The following is a 16,981-nucleotide window of genomic DNA, read 5'->3' on the forward strand; positions in this document are numbered from 1 at the left end:
GGCAGCCTTTCGTACTATTCATTGCGTATTTTATTATATTTCGCCTTCAAATACGCTTCAATAAAATCAATGAAACGCTCGGTCGTCGGCGATAAGTAACGACCTTCCACGAGCGCTAAGCCGATATCGCGCTCACATCGCATATCGCTCACCGAAATTTTCGCTAAGTTGTATTGGTCGAGCCCTTTAATGTTTGGAACTAAGCTGACCCCGTGTCCTGCACCGACAAAGCCTGCAACCGTATGTACTTCCTCCCCTGAGAAAATGACATTTGGCGACACGTTTGCCTTTTGTAAAAAATGATCGATAATTTTACGCAACGAGTTCCCTTTACGAATCGAAATAAATGGTTCACCCGCAATTTCATGTAGCGCAATGCTTTGCCGATGCGCTAAATGATGATGCTTCGGCACGATGACGAACAGCTCCTCGCTCCAGAGCTTGCGCCAATTCACTTGCACCGTCGTCGATTGAATCGGCTGCGTTAAGCATAAATCGACTTCGCCCGCTTCGAGCTGACGAAGCAGTCGTAGCGACGTGCTTTGCGAAAACGTGAAGTTTAAATGCGGAAAGATGCGACGTACTTCCGCCATAAGCTCTGGCACAATTTCCATGCCGAGTGTATGAATGAAGCCGAGCGTCACTTCCCCATGCCCTGGTGATACAATATCTTGAATTTCCTGCTTTGCCTTATCCCACTCTTGCAAAATGTGCTCCGCGTGCTTTAAAAGCATTTGCCCGTAGCGGTTTAGCACAATCGAGCGCCCTTGACGATCAAATAGCGGTGCACCGACCTCCTGCTCAAGATGGGCGATTGATTTACTAAGTGCAGGCTGTGACATATTTAATGTTTCTGCTGCTCGTGTCATGTGCTGCAAATGAGCGACAACGCGGAAATATTCTAGCTGATGTAGTTCCATACACTTTGCTCCATTCCTTCATAACTAAAAGTAATCAATTCGATAGAAACAATGAATTGTACTTATTGATTTACACTTCTATAATAAGCCTTAACATAATGAAAATAAACACGATATGACAACGAATCCATCTTACATTATAGATTACGTCAATTAAGGGAGTCCTGACTATGATTATTAAAGCACCACAGCCATTTACGTTTGAAGCGCCTGATAGTAACCGTGCTGTTTTATTGTTACACGGCTTTACGGGAAATACAAATGATGTTAAACGTTTAGGTCGCTATTTAAATCAACAAGGCTATACAGTACATGCACCACTTTATAAAGGGCACGGTGTAGACCCTGAAACACTTATTCATACAGCACCAGAGGAATGGTGGCAATCGGCAATTGAAGGCTACGAATATTTACGCAGCTTAGGCTATGAAAAAATTGCGGTCGGTGGCGTCTCACTCGGTGGTGTATTTTCACTGCGCTTAGCTGAGGAATTCGAAACGACTGGCGTACTGACGATGTCTGCTCCAGCGCTGGCAAAAAACCGCGACAGCTTAAATAAACGTATCGTCGACTATGCGATTAACTTTAAAAAGCTACAAGGCACGTACAACCCGATCGCAGACGACGAAGCGATTTTAAGCGAGGAATACGACATGCCAGAGCTTACACGTTTACAACATATCATTAACGATACGAGCGAGAAGCTAAGCGTCATCGAATCACCTGTCCACATTTTGCGCGGCATGAAAGACGACGACTACTACTGCCAATCTGCGGACGTTATTTATTCAGGTGTGAAATCGCGCATTAAATCGGTAAAAAGCTTCGTCAACACCGGGCACATTATGACGCTTGGTGCAGAGCGCGATCGTGTATACGAAGAAGTGCATTACTTTTTAGAAGGCTTAAGCTGGAACGACTAACGTAACATGTACATCGCCTCAGAAATAATATGGCGAATTCATGACAGTGACAGTTGAAATGCTACCATTTTTAATAAAACGCAACATATATCATGTGCACACAACACTAGGACGTGTCTGAAAACTTTATAATTCTGCACAAATGAGCGCTATAAACGAAAGAATGGTTTTATTCGTAGCGTTAGTTGATTTATGAATGGCAACTGGATGCGTAGTAGGTATGTTGATTCGCCACTTGTATACAGCGAAGTCGGTTGTTTTAAGGACAAGTTCGAAATCCATATGACATTGTCGTGGCAGAGAGCGGGCGGCAAGACTCCTTGGGGAAAAGCTCGTGCCTCAAGACCCCACAGTCGTGAGGTACGAACGGCGAGGAGGCTTGAGCCGAGCCTCAGGAATTTATCTGCCTCGAGTAACCGCAGAGGCAAAGCGAAGCCGCCATGCGCGAACTGCCAATACAATGGCGAATCAACACGCCTGATAAAATAGTTTTTAGACAGAACCTAATATTAGATAAGATTACGCTGAAGATGATACATAGAAGCGTACGTCTGTTAAAAAGCTATTTAACATGCATCTAATAATACAAAACGAGGAATCCTAATAACTTTAGGATTTCTCGTTTTTTTGAACGTTTGTATTCTCGATACTTACGCTCTCTCCGCTATCACCTTAATAAGAAAATAGATCTATGTATACTATGAATACTATTTATGCACACAACTTTGCTAATATATTTAAGTTTTTATTATACACGAATATTGAACTAAATATTTGAAACAATATCATTATAATAACCAATTTCTCACATTTCTATTGTACAATAAATTTATTACTAACCGAGGAGGTTCAATAATGAGCATTAGTAAAAAATTAAACATCCTATTCACAGCATTAGGATGCATTGTATTATTGATTGTGTTTAGTAACTTAGCAAACATTTCTAACATAAAGAGCAAAATGAACGAAGCACTCGATGTCCGTGTTGTGCAAATGACATTGTTAGAGGATATACGTTACCACGTAATGGGACAAGGCTTGTATTCGCGAGCATCTATTTTAAATGCGACCGGTAATGACCTCGATACATTCGTTGCACACCGTCAAGATTTAGATGCGAATATTGCCGCATTTAGTGAATCAGAGCTAACGCCTGAGCTACAAACACTTCAACAGCAATTAAAAGCTGCAAACGATTCGTTTAACGCAACTGCTGATCAATTCCAGCAATTCGTACAGCAACGTCAATCTGCCGATGCAGAAAACATCGTCAACAACGAATTAAGAGAAACAAATGTTACATTACTAAAATTATCTGAAGAAGCATTAATTGTGCAGGAAAAAGAAATCGAACTCATAAAAGAACAATCTGCAACTGCGATTCGCATTTCATTTATTTCATCAATCGTCTTATTCATCGTGAGTATTGCATTAAGTATCGGTGCCACGATTTATGTCAACCGCACTGTTACAAAGCCGTTACGCCATGTCGTTTCTCAAACTGAGCTCATCGCAGCAGGTGATTTAACAATTCCTGCAATTGAAGTTGCCTCTCAAGATGAAATTGGTCAACTTGCGAGTGCATTTAACAATATGAAAGAGCATTTATACGACTTAATTACGCGCACGCAAAATGCAACGGAAGAGCTAAACGCCTCTGCCCAGGAGCTTTCTGCTAATACAGAAGAAATGACCGCTTCTGCAGAGGAGTCAAAATTAAAAATTGATGCAACTGCTGAAAATGCACAAACTGCCGCATTCGTCGCTTCCGAAAGTGCCATCGCAATGGAAGAAACAGCAATCGCCGTGCAACGTATCGCTGAGGCGACATACTCATTGCTTCATACGTCAACCAATACATCGCATGCGGCGCAAAGTGGTATCGTTTCCATAGAGCAAGCGAAGCAACAAATTTCGATGATTAACGACTCAACGATCGCATTAAACAAGCTCGTTCAAAAGCTAACAGAGCAATCTACAGAAATCGGACAAATGACAAAAGTAATTACAGACATTACCGATCAAACGAATTTACTTGCACTGAATGCCTCAATTGAAGCGGCACGTGCTGGCGAATACGGCAAAGGCTTTGCTGTTGTAGCAGATGAAGTACGTAAACTAGCCGAGCAATCGAAAAATTCAGCGCAATCGATTACGCTATTAACGCACGACATTCAACTGCACACTGCATCGGTTGAACAAGCGTTAAATACGTCCATTCACCACGTAAAAGATGGCGTTGATATTATGAACGCAGCTGAGCAATCGTTCTTGCACATTACAGGATCTGTCCAAGAAATGAGCAAGCAAATTGAAGACATTTCTTCATCGTCTGAGGAAGTATCTGCAGGCGCTGAGCAAGTGAACGCATCGGTAAAAGAAATTGCATCGCTCGCACAGGAAGCGTCAGGTCATACGAACGTGCTCGCTTCAAGCGTGAAAGAACAGACGATTGCGACTGCACAAGTGAACGATATCGCTTGTCAGTTAGCGGAAAATGCGCAATCGCTTGAGCAAGAAATTAAAGAGTTTAAAGTATAATAAAAAATGGAGCTGCCTCTTATCGGGCAACTCCATTTTTTTATTGGTAAATCTTCATTAGCTCCTGCCCTAAAAACTGCAGCTGCTTGCCGACCGAGCAATGCTCAATGCAAAAAAGATGCGCGCCTTGCTTGCCACGCTCTTGTCGCAGTTGTTGGCGTACGAGACACCCTTCACAATACGTATCTGTTAGCTCATCAATATCTTTCATTACGGTTACTTTATCGATAGAAAACACCTCCATTTTTCCACCGTCGATCATCAAACAATGCTATCGTTTGTAGACGAATTGCATTTTTCTATCGTACACGTATAATGTGTCTATTGGCAAATTTAAAAGAGAAGGTGACTGTATGTTAGAAGTGTACATCGATGCAGCAACAGCTGGCAATCACGGGAAAAGTGGCATCGGTATTTTTATAAAAGGTGAGGGGCATTTATTAAAGTTTAGCGAGCCAATTGAGCCAATGACAAACAACGAAGCGGAGTTTGTTGCACTTGTTCGCGGCTTACAAGAGGCGGTAAAGCTCAACCCGTCACTCGTGTCACTGCGATCGGATTCAAAAGTTGTCGTGTCGTCTGTTGATAAGCGCTACGTAAAAAATGAAGCATTTAAGCCGCATTTAGAGACCGCACTCGCATTAATCGATTCGCTGCCGTTATGCTTTATTAAATGGATTCCTGACGTCGAAAATCGAGCGGCGGATGCGTTAGCACGCGAGGCCATTCATCGATAAAAAAGCCCGCGATGTGTAGTCGCGGGCTTTATGCATGACTGCTAGACGCTTGCAACTGCCTGCTCATGCTCTTCAATCATATTTAGTAGCGCACCGACTGCTCCTGCATAGCCATGGTCATCTAAAAAAATCGGCGTATGCTTTTTCAGCTCTGTATAATGCGCCATCACATATTTTAAATGGTCGTTATCACTTAATGTCGAACCGATATATACAACGTTTGGCGTATTATTTTGCTCTGCATATTGAATGCTAAGCGTGCTAATGACCTCTCCAACAAGCCCTTGCACCGTCGCTAAAATATCTTCCTTTTTAAAATCCGTCTGCTCTACAATGCCGACTTTCCCGAAATTACTCGCCGTTAAATCTCCAGAAATCGGCGTATCCATCCCTTGATAAATATCTTTTACGAGTAAATCGATTTCATGGCGCTTACCACGGTTTGCAAGCGTATTAATTTCTTCATAATTCGCAATGCCAGTCGTTAATGCCGCTAAACCGATCAGCGTACCACCACCAACACCTGTACCACCGACACGAATGTGCTGCTCATCCGACATGTAATGAATTGACGTCCCTGTTCCAACATTCGTAATAATTGCATTTTCAATGTCTCTTTGCTCTTTTTGTAATAAATAACGCACACCTTTTAACGTTGCTTCAAACTCCACGATGTAATGAATCGAGCGAATATCTTCCAATACACTACGCAGCTGCTCCGTACGTCCTCCAGTCGCACCGATCGCTTCAATCGCATTCACTTTCGTATTTTCGCAAATCCACTCTTTCACTGATGCTAAATCATTTGATGGAAAAGCAAGCAGCTGTAGTTCATCGTCCGCTGATAAATACGCAATTTTCGTCAATGTTCCCCCGGTATCGATTCCAATATATTTTGGCATATTAAAACTCCTTTTTGTAACGTCCATATTTCAACTTTACATTCCGTGTAATCGGAATGCAATTCTTTTATTCGTGCGCTGTGTGGAAATAGCTGTAAATATAAAAAAACGAGCCGCCTCATTTATGCGACTCGTCTCATTTCATTCACGTCATTTCGATGCCATAAAACAGTTCTAAATGACGAGGCAATACAGTAAATGTTGCCGGTAGCTCGCTTAACATATCGCCGTCAATGTTTAAGCTAAGTGGCGTATTCGCTTCAATCTGCACCCGTTTTGCACGGAAATATTCAATCGACGCATCGTCTTGGAAATCACCCGTAAATAACGTCGTCAATATGCGCGCTGTGTCGAGTAATGACCCTGCCTTCACGACGTAGCAATGCATGTAGCCATCATTCACAAGCGCCTCTTCAGAAATTGTACGGAAGCTCGCGACCGAATCGGTTAGCGCAATTAAAAACAGCATTGTCTCCCCTTCAAATTCACCCGTATCGTACGTGACACGTAAATGAAACGTATCGTTCGCTACTGCCGCCTTTACCCCTTCAAAAAAGTACGCAAATGCTCCAATTGCTGTTTTTTGCTCAATCGATACGTCTCCAATCGCTTGCGGCACTTCACCAACTGCAACTAAATTCATAAAATAACGGTCGTTTACTTTGCCGACATCGACCATTTTCGTGCGCTCGCCGATTATGTCAATCGCTTGTTCGGCATCGAGTGGAATGTTTAGTGCACGGGCAAAGTCGTTTACCGTTCCAAGCGGCACAACAGCTACTTTCGGTCGATGCGCCTGCTCTGCTAACCCTTCAATTCCTTCATGCACTGTACCGTCACCACCGACGAGCACGACGAGATCATAATGTGCTTCACATGCTTCGCGAGCAAAACGCGTCGCATCACCCTCCCCTGCTGTCTCGCGTAAATCAACTGTATATGTTGATGCAAGCTTTTGCTGTAGCATTTGTCCGTATTTCACACCTTGCTCCTTACCAGATGTCGGATTAATAATGACCATCGCCTTTGCCATAACGAACGCCTCCTTTTATGTATATGTTAGTCCGTACCACGTTTTGCCTAACGCTAAACAACGCTAAAAAAGCTGCGCAAAATTGCTGCACAGCTTCTTCGACTATATAGATGGTAATGTTTTATAATTCGGCTCTCCACATCAAAGCACGCTTTTCCCAATGGAATCCGCCTCCTAGCTAGAGCTGTTCTCGTTCTAAATGTTAATCACCATCTATATATTTATAATTTGAAATGATTAATTGTACGCTGTAAATCATCCGATAAGTTCGCCAATGCTTCACTCGCTGCTGTAATTTCTTGAATGGAACTAAGCTGTACTTCCGTTGCCTCGTTGCTGCGCTGTGAAGAATCAACTGTCGACGTCGCCAGCTGTTCGATATTGGCCGTATTCGATACGACGATTCGGTTCACATCGCTAATCGAACGAATCGCCTCGTTAATATCGACTGCATTTTGCGATACTTGCCCAACCATCTTTTCAATTTCACCAAACACTTCATGTACTTCCTTCGATTTGATAAGCCCTTGCTGCACGCGGTTCGTTTCCTCGTGAATCGATTCAATTACGTCTTCAATGTCGCGTTGAATTTCTTGAATCATATCAACAATTTCAGCAGCGGACTGGCGCGATTGATCGGCAAGCTTACGAACTTCATCCGCTACGACTGCAAAGCCTTTTCCTGCCTCACCAGCACGAGCCGCTTCAATTGCCGCATTTAACGATAACAAGTTCGTTTGATCCGCAATTTCTGTAATCATGCTCACAATATGACCAATTTGTAGTGACTTGCCTTGCAAGCTTTTTACGGCTTCCTCTGTTTGCTCTGATGACTCCGCAATCGAATGAATTTGCTCGTTCACCGCATTTACGGCTTGTGCGCCCGATTTCGTCATCGTGAACGTATCGTTTGATAACGTATCCATCGTCTCACCACGGCTTGCGATTGCTTGTACGTTTTGCTCCATTAGCTTCAATGAATCGGTAATTTCCATTAAGCTTTCCATTTGATTGTTGGCACTTTGAGAAGTCGACACAGCTAAGCTCGATACTTCCTCAGCAGCGGCCATTGATTGCTGCGTCGTTGCTGACAGCTGCTCTGCACTAGCCGACACTTGCTGACTCGTATCTATCGCCTCACCTACAACGTTACGCAGTGCTGCTTGCATTTCATTTAAGCTATGTGTCACTTCCGCAATCTCATCTTTTCCTTGTACTTTTGATGCGTCTGACGTTAAATCACCTGCTGCAATTTTCGCTGCACGGGCATTCACTAAATGTAAACGTTTTGATAAATCTCGGCTAAATAAAAATGCTAAAACAAACGCAATAATTGTCACAGCTGTTGCAATAATCGTACTCATAAGCGATGTTGAGCTTGCTACTTGTTGGCTATCTGTTTGAATGCTTGCCATCGCTGCTTCGTGCGCATCATTTAACTTTAAAAACTCCGCTTGCGCTTCCTCGAACAATGGCTTGCCAATTTGAATGCCATCTCGTGCTGCTCCCCAATCGCCTGCACGCATTAGCTGTTCATTAATGCGAACGCGCTCATCAAACAGCATCCACTTCTCATGAAAGCTTTCATACAATGCGACCAATTCTTTTGAACCTGCATGTGTGACATATTCTTGTCCTGCTTGCTGTAACGCATCTAAATTTGCAAGCGCATTTTCCGTCGCTGTTACATTTTCAAATGCTAATGCCGTTACCATGTTAACACGCGTATTTTCCGTAAGCTGTCCAATTTGAATGAGATCGGTTGATGGATGAACGCCGTTTTCATATAAATGATTCGCGTTATTTGTTAACGTATTTAATTGTGTGAACATGAACAACGTAAGTGCTAAAAACAATGCAATAACAATACTAAATACAACCAAAAACTTACTAAATAATTTCATTTCATACCCTCCTACTTTTTTCGTCGGCTGACAAGCTTTAAGTTCATCACCGCAAACTTTAGTTGATATATAAAGGTTTCTTGAAACAAAAGGCGAAATACTGAGCGAATAGTTCGTCATTCCATAATCCGCAATCGTGAGACACGAACGATAAGTACACTTGAGGAAAGTGCTCAACGCCACTACACGACCGGTCACTTTCATATCAAACAGCTCGCCACATAGCCTGTGCAACGTTAAGTTATAGTGAAGAACTAAACTTTTCTAAAAATGGATCGCTTTATTACGGCATATACCCGCATTAGTCTTTTTCAACTACTCACAAACGAAAAATTTTCATCTCCGCATTTCTGAAATTAACATTTCAACTCGCTATGAATAATATTTTCCTCTATTTTTTCTAGTATCATGAAATTGAACAATACTTTTATATCATTTTATATAAAAGGATAAATTTCGCTTGTATTAGCAAAAAAAGACTACTTTCTATAATAACGCGTTTTATACAAAGCAGTAAAATACTATTTTTTAGCATACTACATATTTTCAAAAAAATTTGTACAAAAAAAGACGATGGATTAGTTTATCTTTTTGAAAAAATACGATACGATAACGATAGTCGTATTAACTGAACGGAGGCTTAACATATGACTACCAAACAATTACATAAAGAAGCGTTTCGCGTATTAAAGGAAACGAGCCGTACATTTTATATTCCAATTACGTTTTTAAAGAAAGATTTAAAAGATGCCGTTGCGATGTCGTACTTAGCAATGCGCGCATTAGATGAAATTGAAGACGACGATACATTATCGACAGACGTAAAGCATGACTTACTAAAAGAAGTGGAGAAAATGCTTTTAGTGCGTCCATTCCCAAATGAAGATTATTTAGCACTGCTTGATCCTTACAAGCATTTACTACCAGAAGTAACGCTGCGCATGAACGACTGGCTATCGCTTGTCCCAACAGAGGCATATGACATCGTAAAAAATGCGACGAGCGAAATGGCTGGCGGTATGGCGAAGTGGGCAAAAGCAAACTGGAACGTAGAAACACGCGAAGATTTAGACGATTACACGTATTACGTAGCCGGCTTAGTCGGTGTGTTGCTTGCCGATTTATTCGAATGGCATAACGGTGAGAAATCAAATCGTGAGCTTGCAATCGGCTACGGTCGCGGCTTACAAGCAGTAAACATCATTCGTAATGAGAAGGAAGATATGGACGAACGCGGTGTCAGCTTCGTACCAACCGGCTGGACGCAAGCAGATTTATTTGCGTACGCGGACGAAAACTTAGCGAACGCGGACGAATACATGACGACGCTTAACAACAAGTTTATTTTAATGTTCTGTAAGCTGCCACTTGCCCTAGCGCATAAATCGCTAAAGGCAATTAAAGAAGGTCGCGAAAAAATGTCGCGTCAAGAAGTGGAAGAAACAGTAGAAGAAATTAAACAACAAGTACAATAAAAAATCGGCGTACAAGCATTTCACTTGTACGCCGATTTTTTTATACTGCTAAGACGATGACAGACGCCGCTAAACAAATAACAACATACATCGCCGTAATGTAATGACGATTTTCTGCTTTTCGAAACGCGAAATCTAAAAACGCACGAATTAAAAACATTACCGACATAAACAATAATAAAAACGCATACAACGTTTTTTCCGTAAATGTCGATGTGCTTAAAATCATTAAATACATCATAATGAGTAAAAACTCAAACATCATATGTCGTTTATTAATGTATTGGTCTTTGTACGACTTATTTTTTGCGACGTCAACGCGCTGACGAATGACGATTTCACCAACGACTGCCGCAATGAATGCGCCACCTAAAATAGCTATCACGTAACCTTCTCCTCTACTTAAACATTTGTCGATACACGTACCGCTCTTCGTCTGGCACCATGCTTCCACCTGTCGCCCACACGATATGCGTACCGCGCTGCTGTTTCCAAATATGTGCACCTTTTACTGCCGCATGTGCAGAAGGCTCTAAAAACATGCCTTCTGTCTCCTCAAGCTTGCGCATACTATCGAATAAAAATGCATCGTCTACAGTATAACAGCCTGCAATCATTCCCTCCATCATTTGCCCGACGAAGCCTGATGCTCGACCGACCGCTAAACCGTCCGCCTCCGTTATGCCATCAATACCAAAATCTTGTACCGAAACAGCGTCATGCAAACGCGTCATCATACCGATTGTCATACATGGTGCGTGCGTCGGCTCGGCAAAATAAATGTGCACATGTTCACCGAATACGTGCTTTAAGCCGAACGCAACCCCACCTGGTGCACCGCCGACACCACACGGTAAATATACGTATAACGGTTGTTCTTCGTTTACCGTTATGTTTGCTTCGTCTAACTGCTGCTTTAATCGCAACGCCGCGACGCTATAGCCTGCGAATAAATCGCGTGAGTTTTCATCATCTACGAAATGACAGCGCGGATCCATCGCTGCTTGAGCGCGACCGTTTGCGACTGCTGCGCTATAATCGTCCTCATATTCTACGACTGTCACACCGCGCGAACGGAGTAAATCTTTTTTCCATGCTTTTGCGTCTGCTGACATATGTACCGTTACGGAAAAGCCGAGCGTTGCGCCCATTAATCCGATGCTCAAGCCTAAATTGCCTGTTGAACCGACCGCAATCGTATATTGTGCAAATAGCTCGCGGCAATTGACGAGCTTCGCGTAATCGTCACCTTCCGTTAATCCACCGTGCACCATTGCCACTTTTTCCGCAAATACTAGCACTTCATAAATGCCGCCACGCGCTTTAATCGAGCCTGAAATTGGTAGCTCATGATCGCATTTGACGTATAATCGACCGTTAAAGCCGTCGATCGTACGGGCAAATGCTGGCACTTCTACAAGCGGTGATTCAATGATGCCGTTCGTCTTTTGAAGCGCTGGAAACACTTCTTTTAAATAAGAAGAAAATCGGGATAATCGCGCTTCTGCGTCATACGTTTCTTCAATTGTAAAGGTATTTGGATTCATTGCTCTGTCATAATCATTTTCCCACACGACTTCTTCATAGTTCATCATACGTATTAATGTCGGATATCGCTCTAACAGTTTTTGTTTTCCCATCGTATTCACTCCTTTATCGTTTCGCTACTGCCTGTTCACAAATTTGTCGAAATTTCAATTCAAACGCCAAATTATTTTCTTGCGTACGTTTTTTTGGACCTTTTGTTCTACCACCAGCACGTCGAATTTGCGCGCTCATGTGACGTTGGTTAAGTAACGCATCGATGTTGTCTGATGTCATTTGTAAGCCATTTTGATTGACGACGTACGCTCCTTTTGCTAACGCCATCGCACCGAGTCCATAATCTTGCGTAATGACGATATCACCTTTTGAAAGCGCATTCAATAGCTTAAAATCAACTGAATCCATTCCTTTGTCTACAATAACAGTTTTCACCCCTTGCCTTTGTATCGAATGCGATGTATCGCAAAATAAGATAGATTCAATCTCATATTGTGATGAAATAAAAAGCGCTTTATCCAATACAGGACAAGCATCTGCGTCGATTAACAGCGTTGTAGTCAAATTCATCCATCCTTCTCTTTTTGATATAAGTTTGCAGTTTTTTATTATTTTAATATAGTTTTATGCTGCCACATTTCCGCCAAACTACGCCGAATGATGTGATTTATCTGAATATTTTTATTGATTCAATGCTTTAGTTCAGTGTACGATACGGCTATCAAGAAATTTGGGGGTAACACAATGACGACAGAATTAAATTATTCAGCAGCACAACAATACATTGATGGCGTATTCGCACAAATGAAAGAAAAAAACGCACATCAACCTGAGTTTTTACAAGCAGCAGAAGAAATTTTACTTTCTTTAACACCTGTATTTGAACAACATCCTGAATATATCGAACATAACATTTTAAGCCGCATCGTTGAGCCAGACCGCATTATTTCTTTCCGTGTTACGTGGCAAGATGACAACAATAAAGTACATGTAAACCGAGGTTACCGCGTACAATTCAACAACGTAATTGGACCATACAAAGGCGGCTTACGTTTCCACCCATCTGTAAACGAATCAATTATGAAGTTTTTAGCTTTCGAACAAATTTTCAAAAACGCATTAACGAGCTTACCAATTGGTGGCGGTAAAGGCGGTTCTGACTTCGATCCAAAAGGTAAATCTGATGCAGAAATTATGCGTTTCTGCCAAGCGTTCATGACTGAATTATACCGTCATATCGGTCCAGATGTCGACGTTCCAGCTGGTGATATCGGTGTTGGTGGACGCGAAATCGGTTACTTATGGGGTCAATACAAACGCATTCGCGGTGCTTACGAAGCAGGCGTGTTAACTGGTAAAAAACCTGGTTACGGCGGTTCATTAGCACGTAAAGAAGCAACTGGCTACGGCTTAGTATACTTCGTTGGTGAAATGTTACGCGAGAAAAACGAATCATTCTTAAACAAAACGGTTGTCGTATCAGGCTCTGGTAACGTAGCAATTTATGCGATTGAAAAAGCACAGCATTACGGCGCTAAAGTTGTTGCTGCTTCAGACTCTTCAGGCTACATTCACGACCCAGAAGGTATCGACTTACACGCATTAAAAGAAATTAAAGAAGTAAAAAGCGAGCGTATTTCTTCTTACTTAAACTACCGTCCAAACGCAACATTCACAGCAGGCTGCAACGGCATTTGGTCAATTCCATGTGACATCGCATTACCATGTGCAACACAAAACGAAATCGACGGCGATGCTGCACGTTTATTAATTAAAAATGGTGTAAAATTCGTTGCAGAAGGCGCAAACATGCCATCTGACTTAGAAGCAATTAACGAATTTTTAGCGAACGACGTATACTTCGGTCCTGCAAAAGCTGCAAACGCTGGGGGTGTTGCGACATCTGCACTTGAAATGTCTCAAAACTCTGGTCGTACATCTTGGACATTCACAGAAGTAGACGAAAAATTACAAGAAATTATGCACTCAATTTACGCACAATCTAAAGAAGCTGCTGAAAAATACGGCTTCGCTGGTAACTTAGTTGTCGGATCAAACATCGCAGGCTTCGTAAAAGTAGCAGACGGTTTAGTATCTGAAGGCGTATATTAATAGTTGGGGGCTGCTCACGTGTTAAGCAGCCTTTTTCCTTATGAACATTCCGGCGTCAGCACGTTCGGAATGTTTACACATTTTTATTTTTAAAACGAACAATTCGCTATAGAATATCTAAGAATGTTCGTTTATAATAACAATATATTCATTATTGGAGGGTTTTTTCGTGGAATTATTATATACTGGTAAAACTAAAGATGTATTCAAGCAAGAAGACGGGCTTTACGTATTAAAGTTTAAAGATGATGTAACAGGTGAAAACGGCGTATTCGATCCAGGTGCAAACACAGTTGGCTTAACAATCGACGGCGCTGGTCTTGCTGGCTTACGTTTAACTTCTTTCTTCTACTCTAAATTAAACGAGCAAGGCGTACCTACTCACTACGTAGATGCTAACTTTGACGAAGCAACAATGACAGTAAAACCTGCAACAGTATTCGGTAAAGGGTTAGAAGTTATTTGCCGCTTCAAAGCAGTAGGAAGCTTCTTACGTCGTTACGGTGCATACGTTGAAGAAGGTCAAGAGCTTGATTCATTCGTAGAAGTAACGATTAAAGATGACGATCGTTTAGATCCTCCAATTTCTGCAGACGCACTTGATATGTTAGGTATTTTAACATTAGAAGAATATGCGATTTTAAAACAACGCACAATCGAAATTTCAAAATTCGTTGGTGCTGAGCTTGCGAAAAAAGGTTTAACACTTTATGACATTAAATTAGAATTCGGCCGCGACGCAAAAACGAACGAAATTTTATTAATCGATGAAATTTCTGGCGGTAACATGCGTGCATATAAAGGCGAGCAATACATCGAGCCATTAGAGCTTGAGAAAATTATGTTAGCTGAGTAATTCATTACGAGCAACTGCTACACAACGATAATCCGAAAAGCGAGCGCGATGATCTAACATCGTTGCTCGCTTTTTTCGTTCTCCCCCGTTTCCTTCCCAACTTCCTACTCCATATGGTATATTTATTTCGATAATCGGAATAATAAAGGAGCGATTTTATGGCATTTCCACTACGAAAAGATGTCCCTATTGAACAGACGTGGGACTTAACGCATTTATTTGAAACAGAGGCACAGTTTGAGGCAGCGCTTGCTCATATTACAGTAAGCGCGACGCAATTTGAACAACGCTTTAGCGGTCAACTGACAGCAGCGAACATCATCGTTGAGGCGATGAAGGCGTACGAGGAACTTCGCAAGCAAATGGTATTCGTAAGTACGTACGCAAGCCTTCATCAAAGCGTTGACCAAAAAAATACCGAAAACCAAATGCGCATCGGTGCTGTGCAAACTGCTTTTGCAAAAATTGCGGCACAAACGTCATTTTTACAAAGCGATTTATTGCAGCTAGATGCTCACGTATTAGAGGAAGCTTCTTCAATCGCACCGCAATATGTACACTTTATCGCGGCGATTTTACGTGAAAAACCACATACATTACATCCCGAAGTCGAAAAAGTGCTCGCTGCGTTTAGCGGTACATTTTCAGCGCCGTACAGCTTATACAACACGACGAAGCTTGTTGACATGAAATTTCCGAACTTTGACGTAGACGGTGAGTCATTGCCGATGAGCTACAATTTATTTGAAGGTGACTGGGAGCTCGAGACGGACACGGACAAGCGCCACGCTGCGTTCCATGCATTTTACTCAAAGCTTGCCGATTACCAGCATACGACGGCAAAAACGTATGAAATGGCCGTAAAACAGGAAAAAACAGAGGCAGATTTACGAGGATATGAATCAGTGCTTGATTTTTTACTATTCCCACAAGAAGTTGATCGCGCGCTTTACAATCGTCAAATCGACATTATTATGGAGGAGCTTGCACCGCATATGCGCAAGTACGCTAACCTTTTGCAGCGTGTTCATAACCTAGAGCGCATGACGTTTGCTGATTTAAAAATTCCGCTTGATCCAACGTATGAGCCGACGATTACAGTTGAACAGTCACGCCAGTATATGAAGGATGGCTTATCGGTAATGGGTGACGATTACATGCAGATGCTGGATCGTGCATTTGATGAGCGCTGGATTGACTTTGCGAACAATGAAGGTAAATCGACAGGCGCGTTTTGTTCAAGTCCGTACGGCGCCCATCCGTACGTATTCATTTCGTGGACGAGCCGTATGAATGAAGTGTTCGTACTTGCCCATGAGCTTGGGCATGCTGGGCATTTTTACAACTCGCAGCAACACCAAAACATTTTTGATGCGCGTCCTTCGCTATACTTCATTGAAGCGCCGTCAACGATGAACGAAATGCTCATGGCCAATCACTTGCTACAAAACTCAAACGATGCTCGCTTTAAACGCTGGGTTATTTCGTCAGTCGTTGCACGCACGTATTACCATAACTTCGTGACGCACTTACTAGAAGCTGCGTATCAGCGTGATGTGTACGAAGCCATCGATGCTGGTAAATCGTTGAACGCGCCGTTTTTAAATCAATTAAAACGCAACGTTCTTGAAACATTTTGGGGCGATGCTGTGGACATTAATGAAGGTGCTGAGCTGACATGGATGCGCCAGCCACATTATTACATGGGCTTATACCCGTATACGTACAGTGCAGGGCTAACGATTTCAACACAAGTATCGCAGCGTATTTTACGTGAAGGTCAAGTTGCAGTTGAGGAATGGCTTGCGGTACTTCAAGCAGGCGGCACGAAATCACCTGTTGAGCTAGCGAAAATGGCTCGTGTTGATTTAACGACCGAGCAGCCGCTTCGTGAAACGATTGCGTACATCGGCTCGTTAATCGATGAACTGGAGACGTTAACGAACGAGCTATAATAGAGACGATGCGATCGGTATGAACAGGTCGCATCGTCTCCTTTTATATGGTTCACATTTTCCCTCTTTTCTTTTCATATC

At 42.3% G+C, this 16,981-nt stretch carries 15 protein-coding genes; 7 read left to right on the forward strand and 8 right to left on the reverse strand.

Annotated elements, in window-relative coordinates:
• Positions 1-14 precede the first annotated feature (14 nt).
• Positions 15-920, reverse strand: a complete 906-nt coding sequence (locus A6K76_RS10400) for a LysR family transcriptional regulator (RefSeq protein ID WP_066464786.1) — start codon at positions 918-920, stop codon at positions 15-17.
• Between the two features lie 170 nt (positions 921-1,090).
• Between A6K76_RS10400 and A6K76_RS10405 the strand changes: the two genes are divergently transcribed.
• Positions 1,091-1,843 (forward strand): alpha/beta hydrolase, encoded by a 753-nt coding sequence (locus A6K76_RS10405; protein ID WP_066464788.1) that lies wholly within the window; start codon positions 1,091-1,093, stop codon positions 1,841-1,843.
• Between the two features lie 855 nt (positions 1,844-2,698).
• The gene (locus tag A6K76_RS10410) at positions 2,699-4,384 is read left to right on the forward strand and encodes a methyl-accepting chemotaxis protein (protein WP_066464790.1); all 1,686 of its coding nucleotides are present in this window, start codon (positions 2,699-2,701) and stop codon (positions 4,382-4,384) included.
• 40 nt (positions 4,385-4,424) lie between these two features.
• Here the strand turns inward: A6K76_RS10410 and A6K76_RS10415 are convergent, their stop codons facing one another.
• Entirely contained in the window at positions 4,425-4,613 is a 189-nt protein-coding gene (locus tag A6K76_RS10415; RefSeq protein WP_066464833.1) for a zinc-finger domain-containing protein, read from the reverse strand.
• A 124-nt stretch (positions 4,614-4,737) separates the two neighbouring features.
• Between A6K76_RS10415 and A6K76_RS10420 the strand changes: the two genes are divergently transcribed.
• Positions 4,738-5,121, forward strand: coding sequence for a reverse transcriptase-like protein (locus A6K76_RS10420; protein WP_066464792.1), 384 nt, complete (start codon positions 4,738-4,740; stop codon positions 5,119-5,121).
• Between the two features lie 41 nt (positions 5,122-5,162).
• On the opposite strand, the gene coaW is transcribed toward A6K76_RS10420, so the two are convergent.
• The 3 genes from coaW to A6K76_RS10435 form a co-directional block, all read right to left on the reverse strand.
• Positions 5,163-6,023, reverse strand: a complete 861-nt coding sequence (gene coaW, locus A6K76_RS10425) for a type II pantothenate kinase (RefSeq protein WP_066464794.1) — start codon at positions 6,021-6,023, stop codon at positions 5,163-5,165.
• A gap of 145 nt (positions 6,024-6,168) precedes the next feature.
• A complete protein-coding gene (locus A6K76_RS10430) occupies positions 6,169-7,056 on the reverse strand; it encodes a diacylglycerol/lipid kinase family protein (RefSeq protein ID WP_066464797.1) in 888 nt (295 codons plus the stop codon).
• A gap of 221 nt (positions 7,057-7,277) precedes the next feature.
• Positions 7,278-8,960: a methyl-accepting chemotaxis protein gene (locus A6K76_RS10435; protein WP_066464799.1), complete on the reverse strand. Its 1,683-nt coding sequence runs from the start codon at positions 8,958-8,960 to the stop codon at positions 7,278-7,280.
• Between the two features lie 647 nt (positions 8,961-9,607).
• Here A6K76_RS10435 and A6K76_RS10440 point away from each other — a divergent pair.
• On the forward strand, positions 9,608-10,435 hold the full coding sequence (locus tag A6K76_RS10440; protein ID WP_066464801.1) for a squalene/phytoene synthase family protein: 828 nt from the start codon (positions 9,608-9,610) through the stop codon (positions 10,433-10,435).
• A gap of 40 nt (positions 10,436-10,475) precedes the next feature.
• On the opposite strand, the gene A6K76_RS10445 is transcribed toward A6K76_RS10440, so the two are convergent.
• Genes A6K76_RS10445 through A6K76_RS10455 form a run of 3 tightly spaced genes read right to left on the reverse strand, consistent with a single transcriptional unit; the run spans position 10,476 to position 12,547 of the window.
• A complete protein-coding gene (locus tag A6K76_RS10445; RefSeq protein WP_066464803.1) occupies positions 10,476-10,820 on the reverse strand; it encodes a DUF4181 domain-containing protein in 345 nt (114 codons plus the stop codon).
• Positions 10,821-10,833: 13 nt separating this feature from the next.
• Positions 10,834-12,075, reverse strand: a complete 1,242-nt coding sequence (locus tag A6K76_RS10450) for a D-serine ammonia-lyase (RefSeq protein ID WP_066464805.1) — start codon at positions 12,073-12,075, stop codon at positions 10,834-10,836.
• A gap of 13 nt (positions 12,076-12,088) precedes the next feature.
• Positions 12,089-12,547 (reverse strand): YaiI/YqxD family protein, encoded by a 459-nt coding sequence (locus A6K76_RS10455; protein ID WP_066464806.1) that lies wholly within the window; start codon positions 12,545-12,547, stop codon positions 12,089-12,091.
• A gap of 174 nt (positions 12,548-12,721) precedes the next feature.
• Here A6K76_RS10455 and gdhA point away from each other — a divergent pair, with 174 nt between their 5' ends.
• The 3 genes from gdhA to pepF all read left to right on the forward strand — a co-directional run bounded on the left by gdhA (position 12,722) and on the right by pepF (position 16,900).
• The gene (gene gdhA, locus A6K76_RS10460) at positions 12,722-14,089 is read left to right on the forward strand and encodes an NADP-specific glutamate dehydrogenase (protein WP_066464807.1); all 1,368 of its coding nucleotides are present in this window, start codon (positions 12,722-12,724) and stop codon (positions 14,087-14,089) included.
• 169 nt (positions 14,090-14,258) lie between these two features.
• A complete protein-coding gene (locus tag A6K76_RS10465; protein ID WP_066464808.1) occupies positions 14,259-14,945 on the forward strand; it encodes a phosphoribosylaminoimidazolesuccinocarboxamide synthase in 687 nt (228 codons plus the stop codon).
• 158 nt (positions 14,946-15,103) lie between these two features.
• Positions 15,104-16,900 (forward strand): oligoendopeptidase F, encoded by a 1,797-nt coding sequence (gene pepF / locus A6K76_RS10470; protein WP_066464810.1) that lies wholly within the window; start codon positions 15,104-15,106, stop codon positions 16,898-16,900.
• Positions 16,901-16,981 lie beyond the last annotated feature (81 nt).

The organism is Caryophanon latum (assembly GCF_001700325.1).
In the GTDB taxonomy this organism is placed as follows: domain Bacteria; phylum Bacillota; class Bacilli; order Bacillales_A; family Planococcaceae; genus Caryophanon; species Caryophanon latum.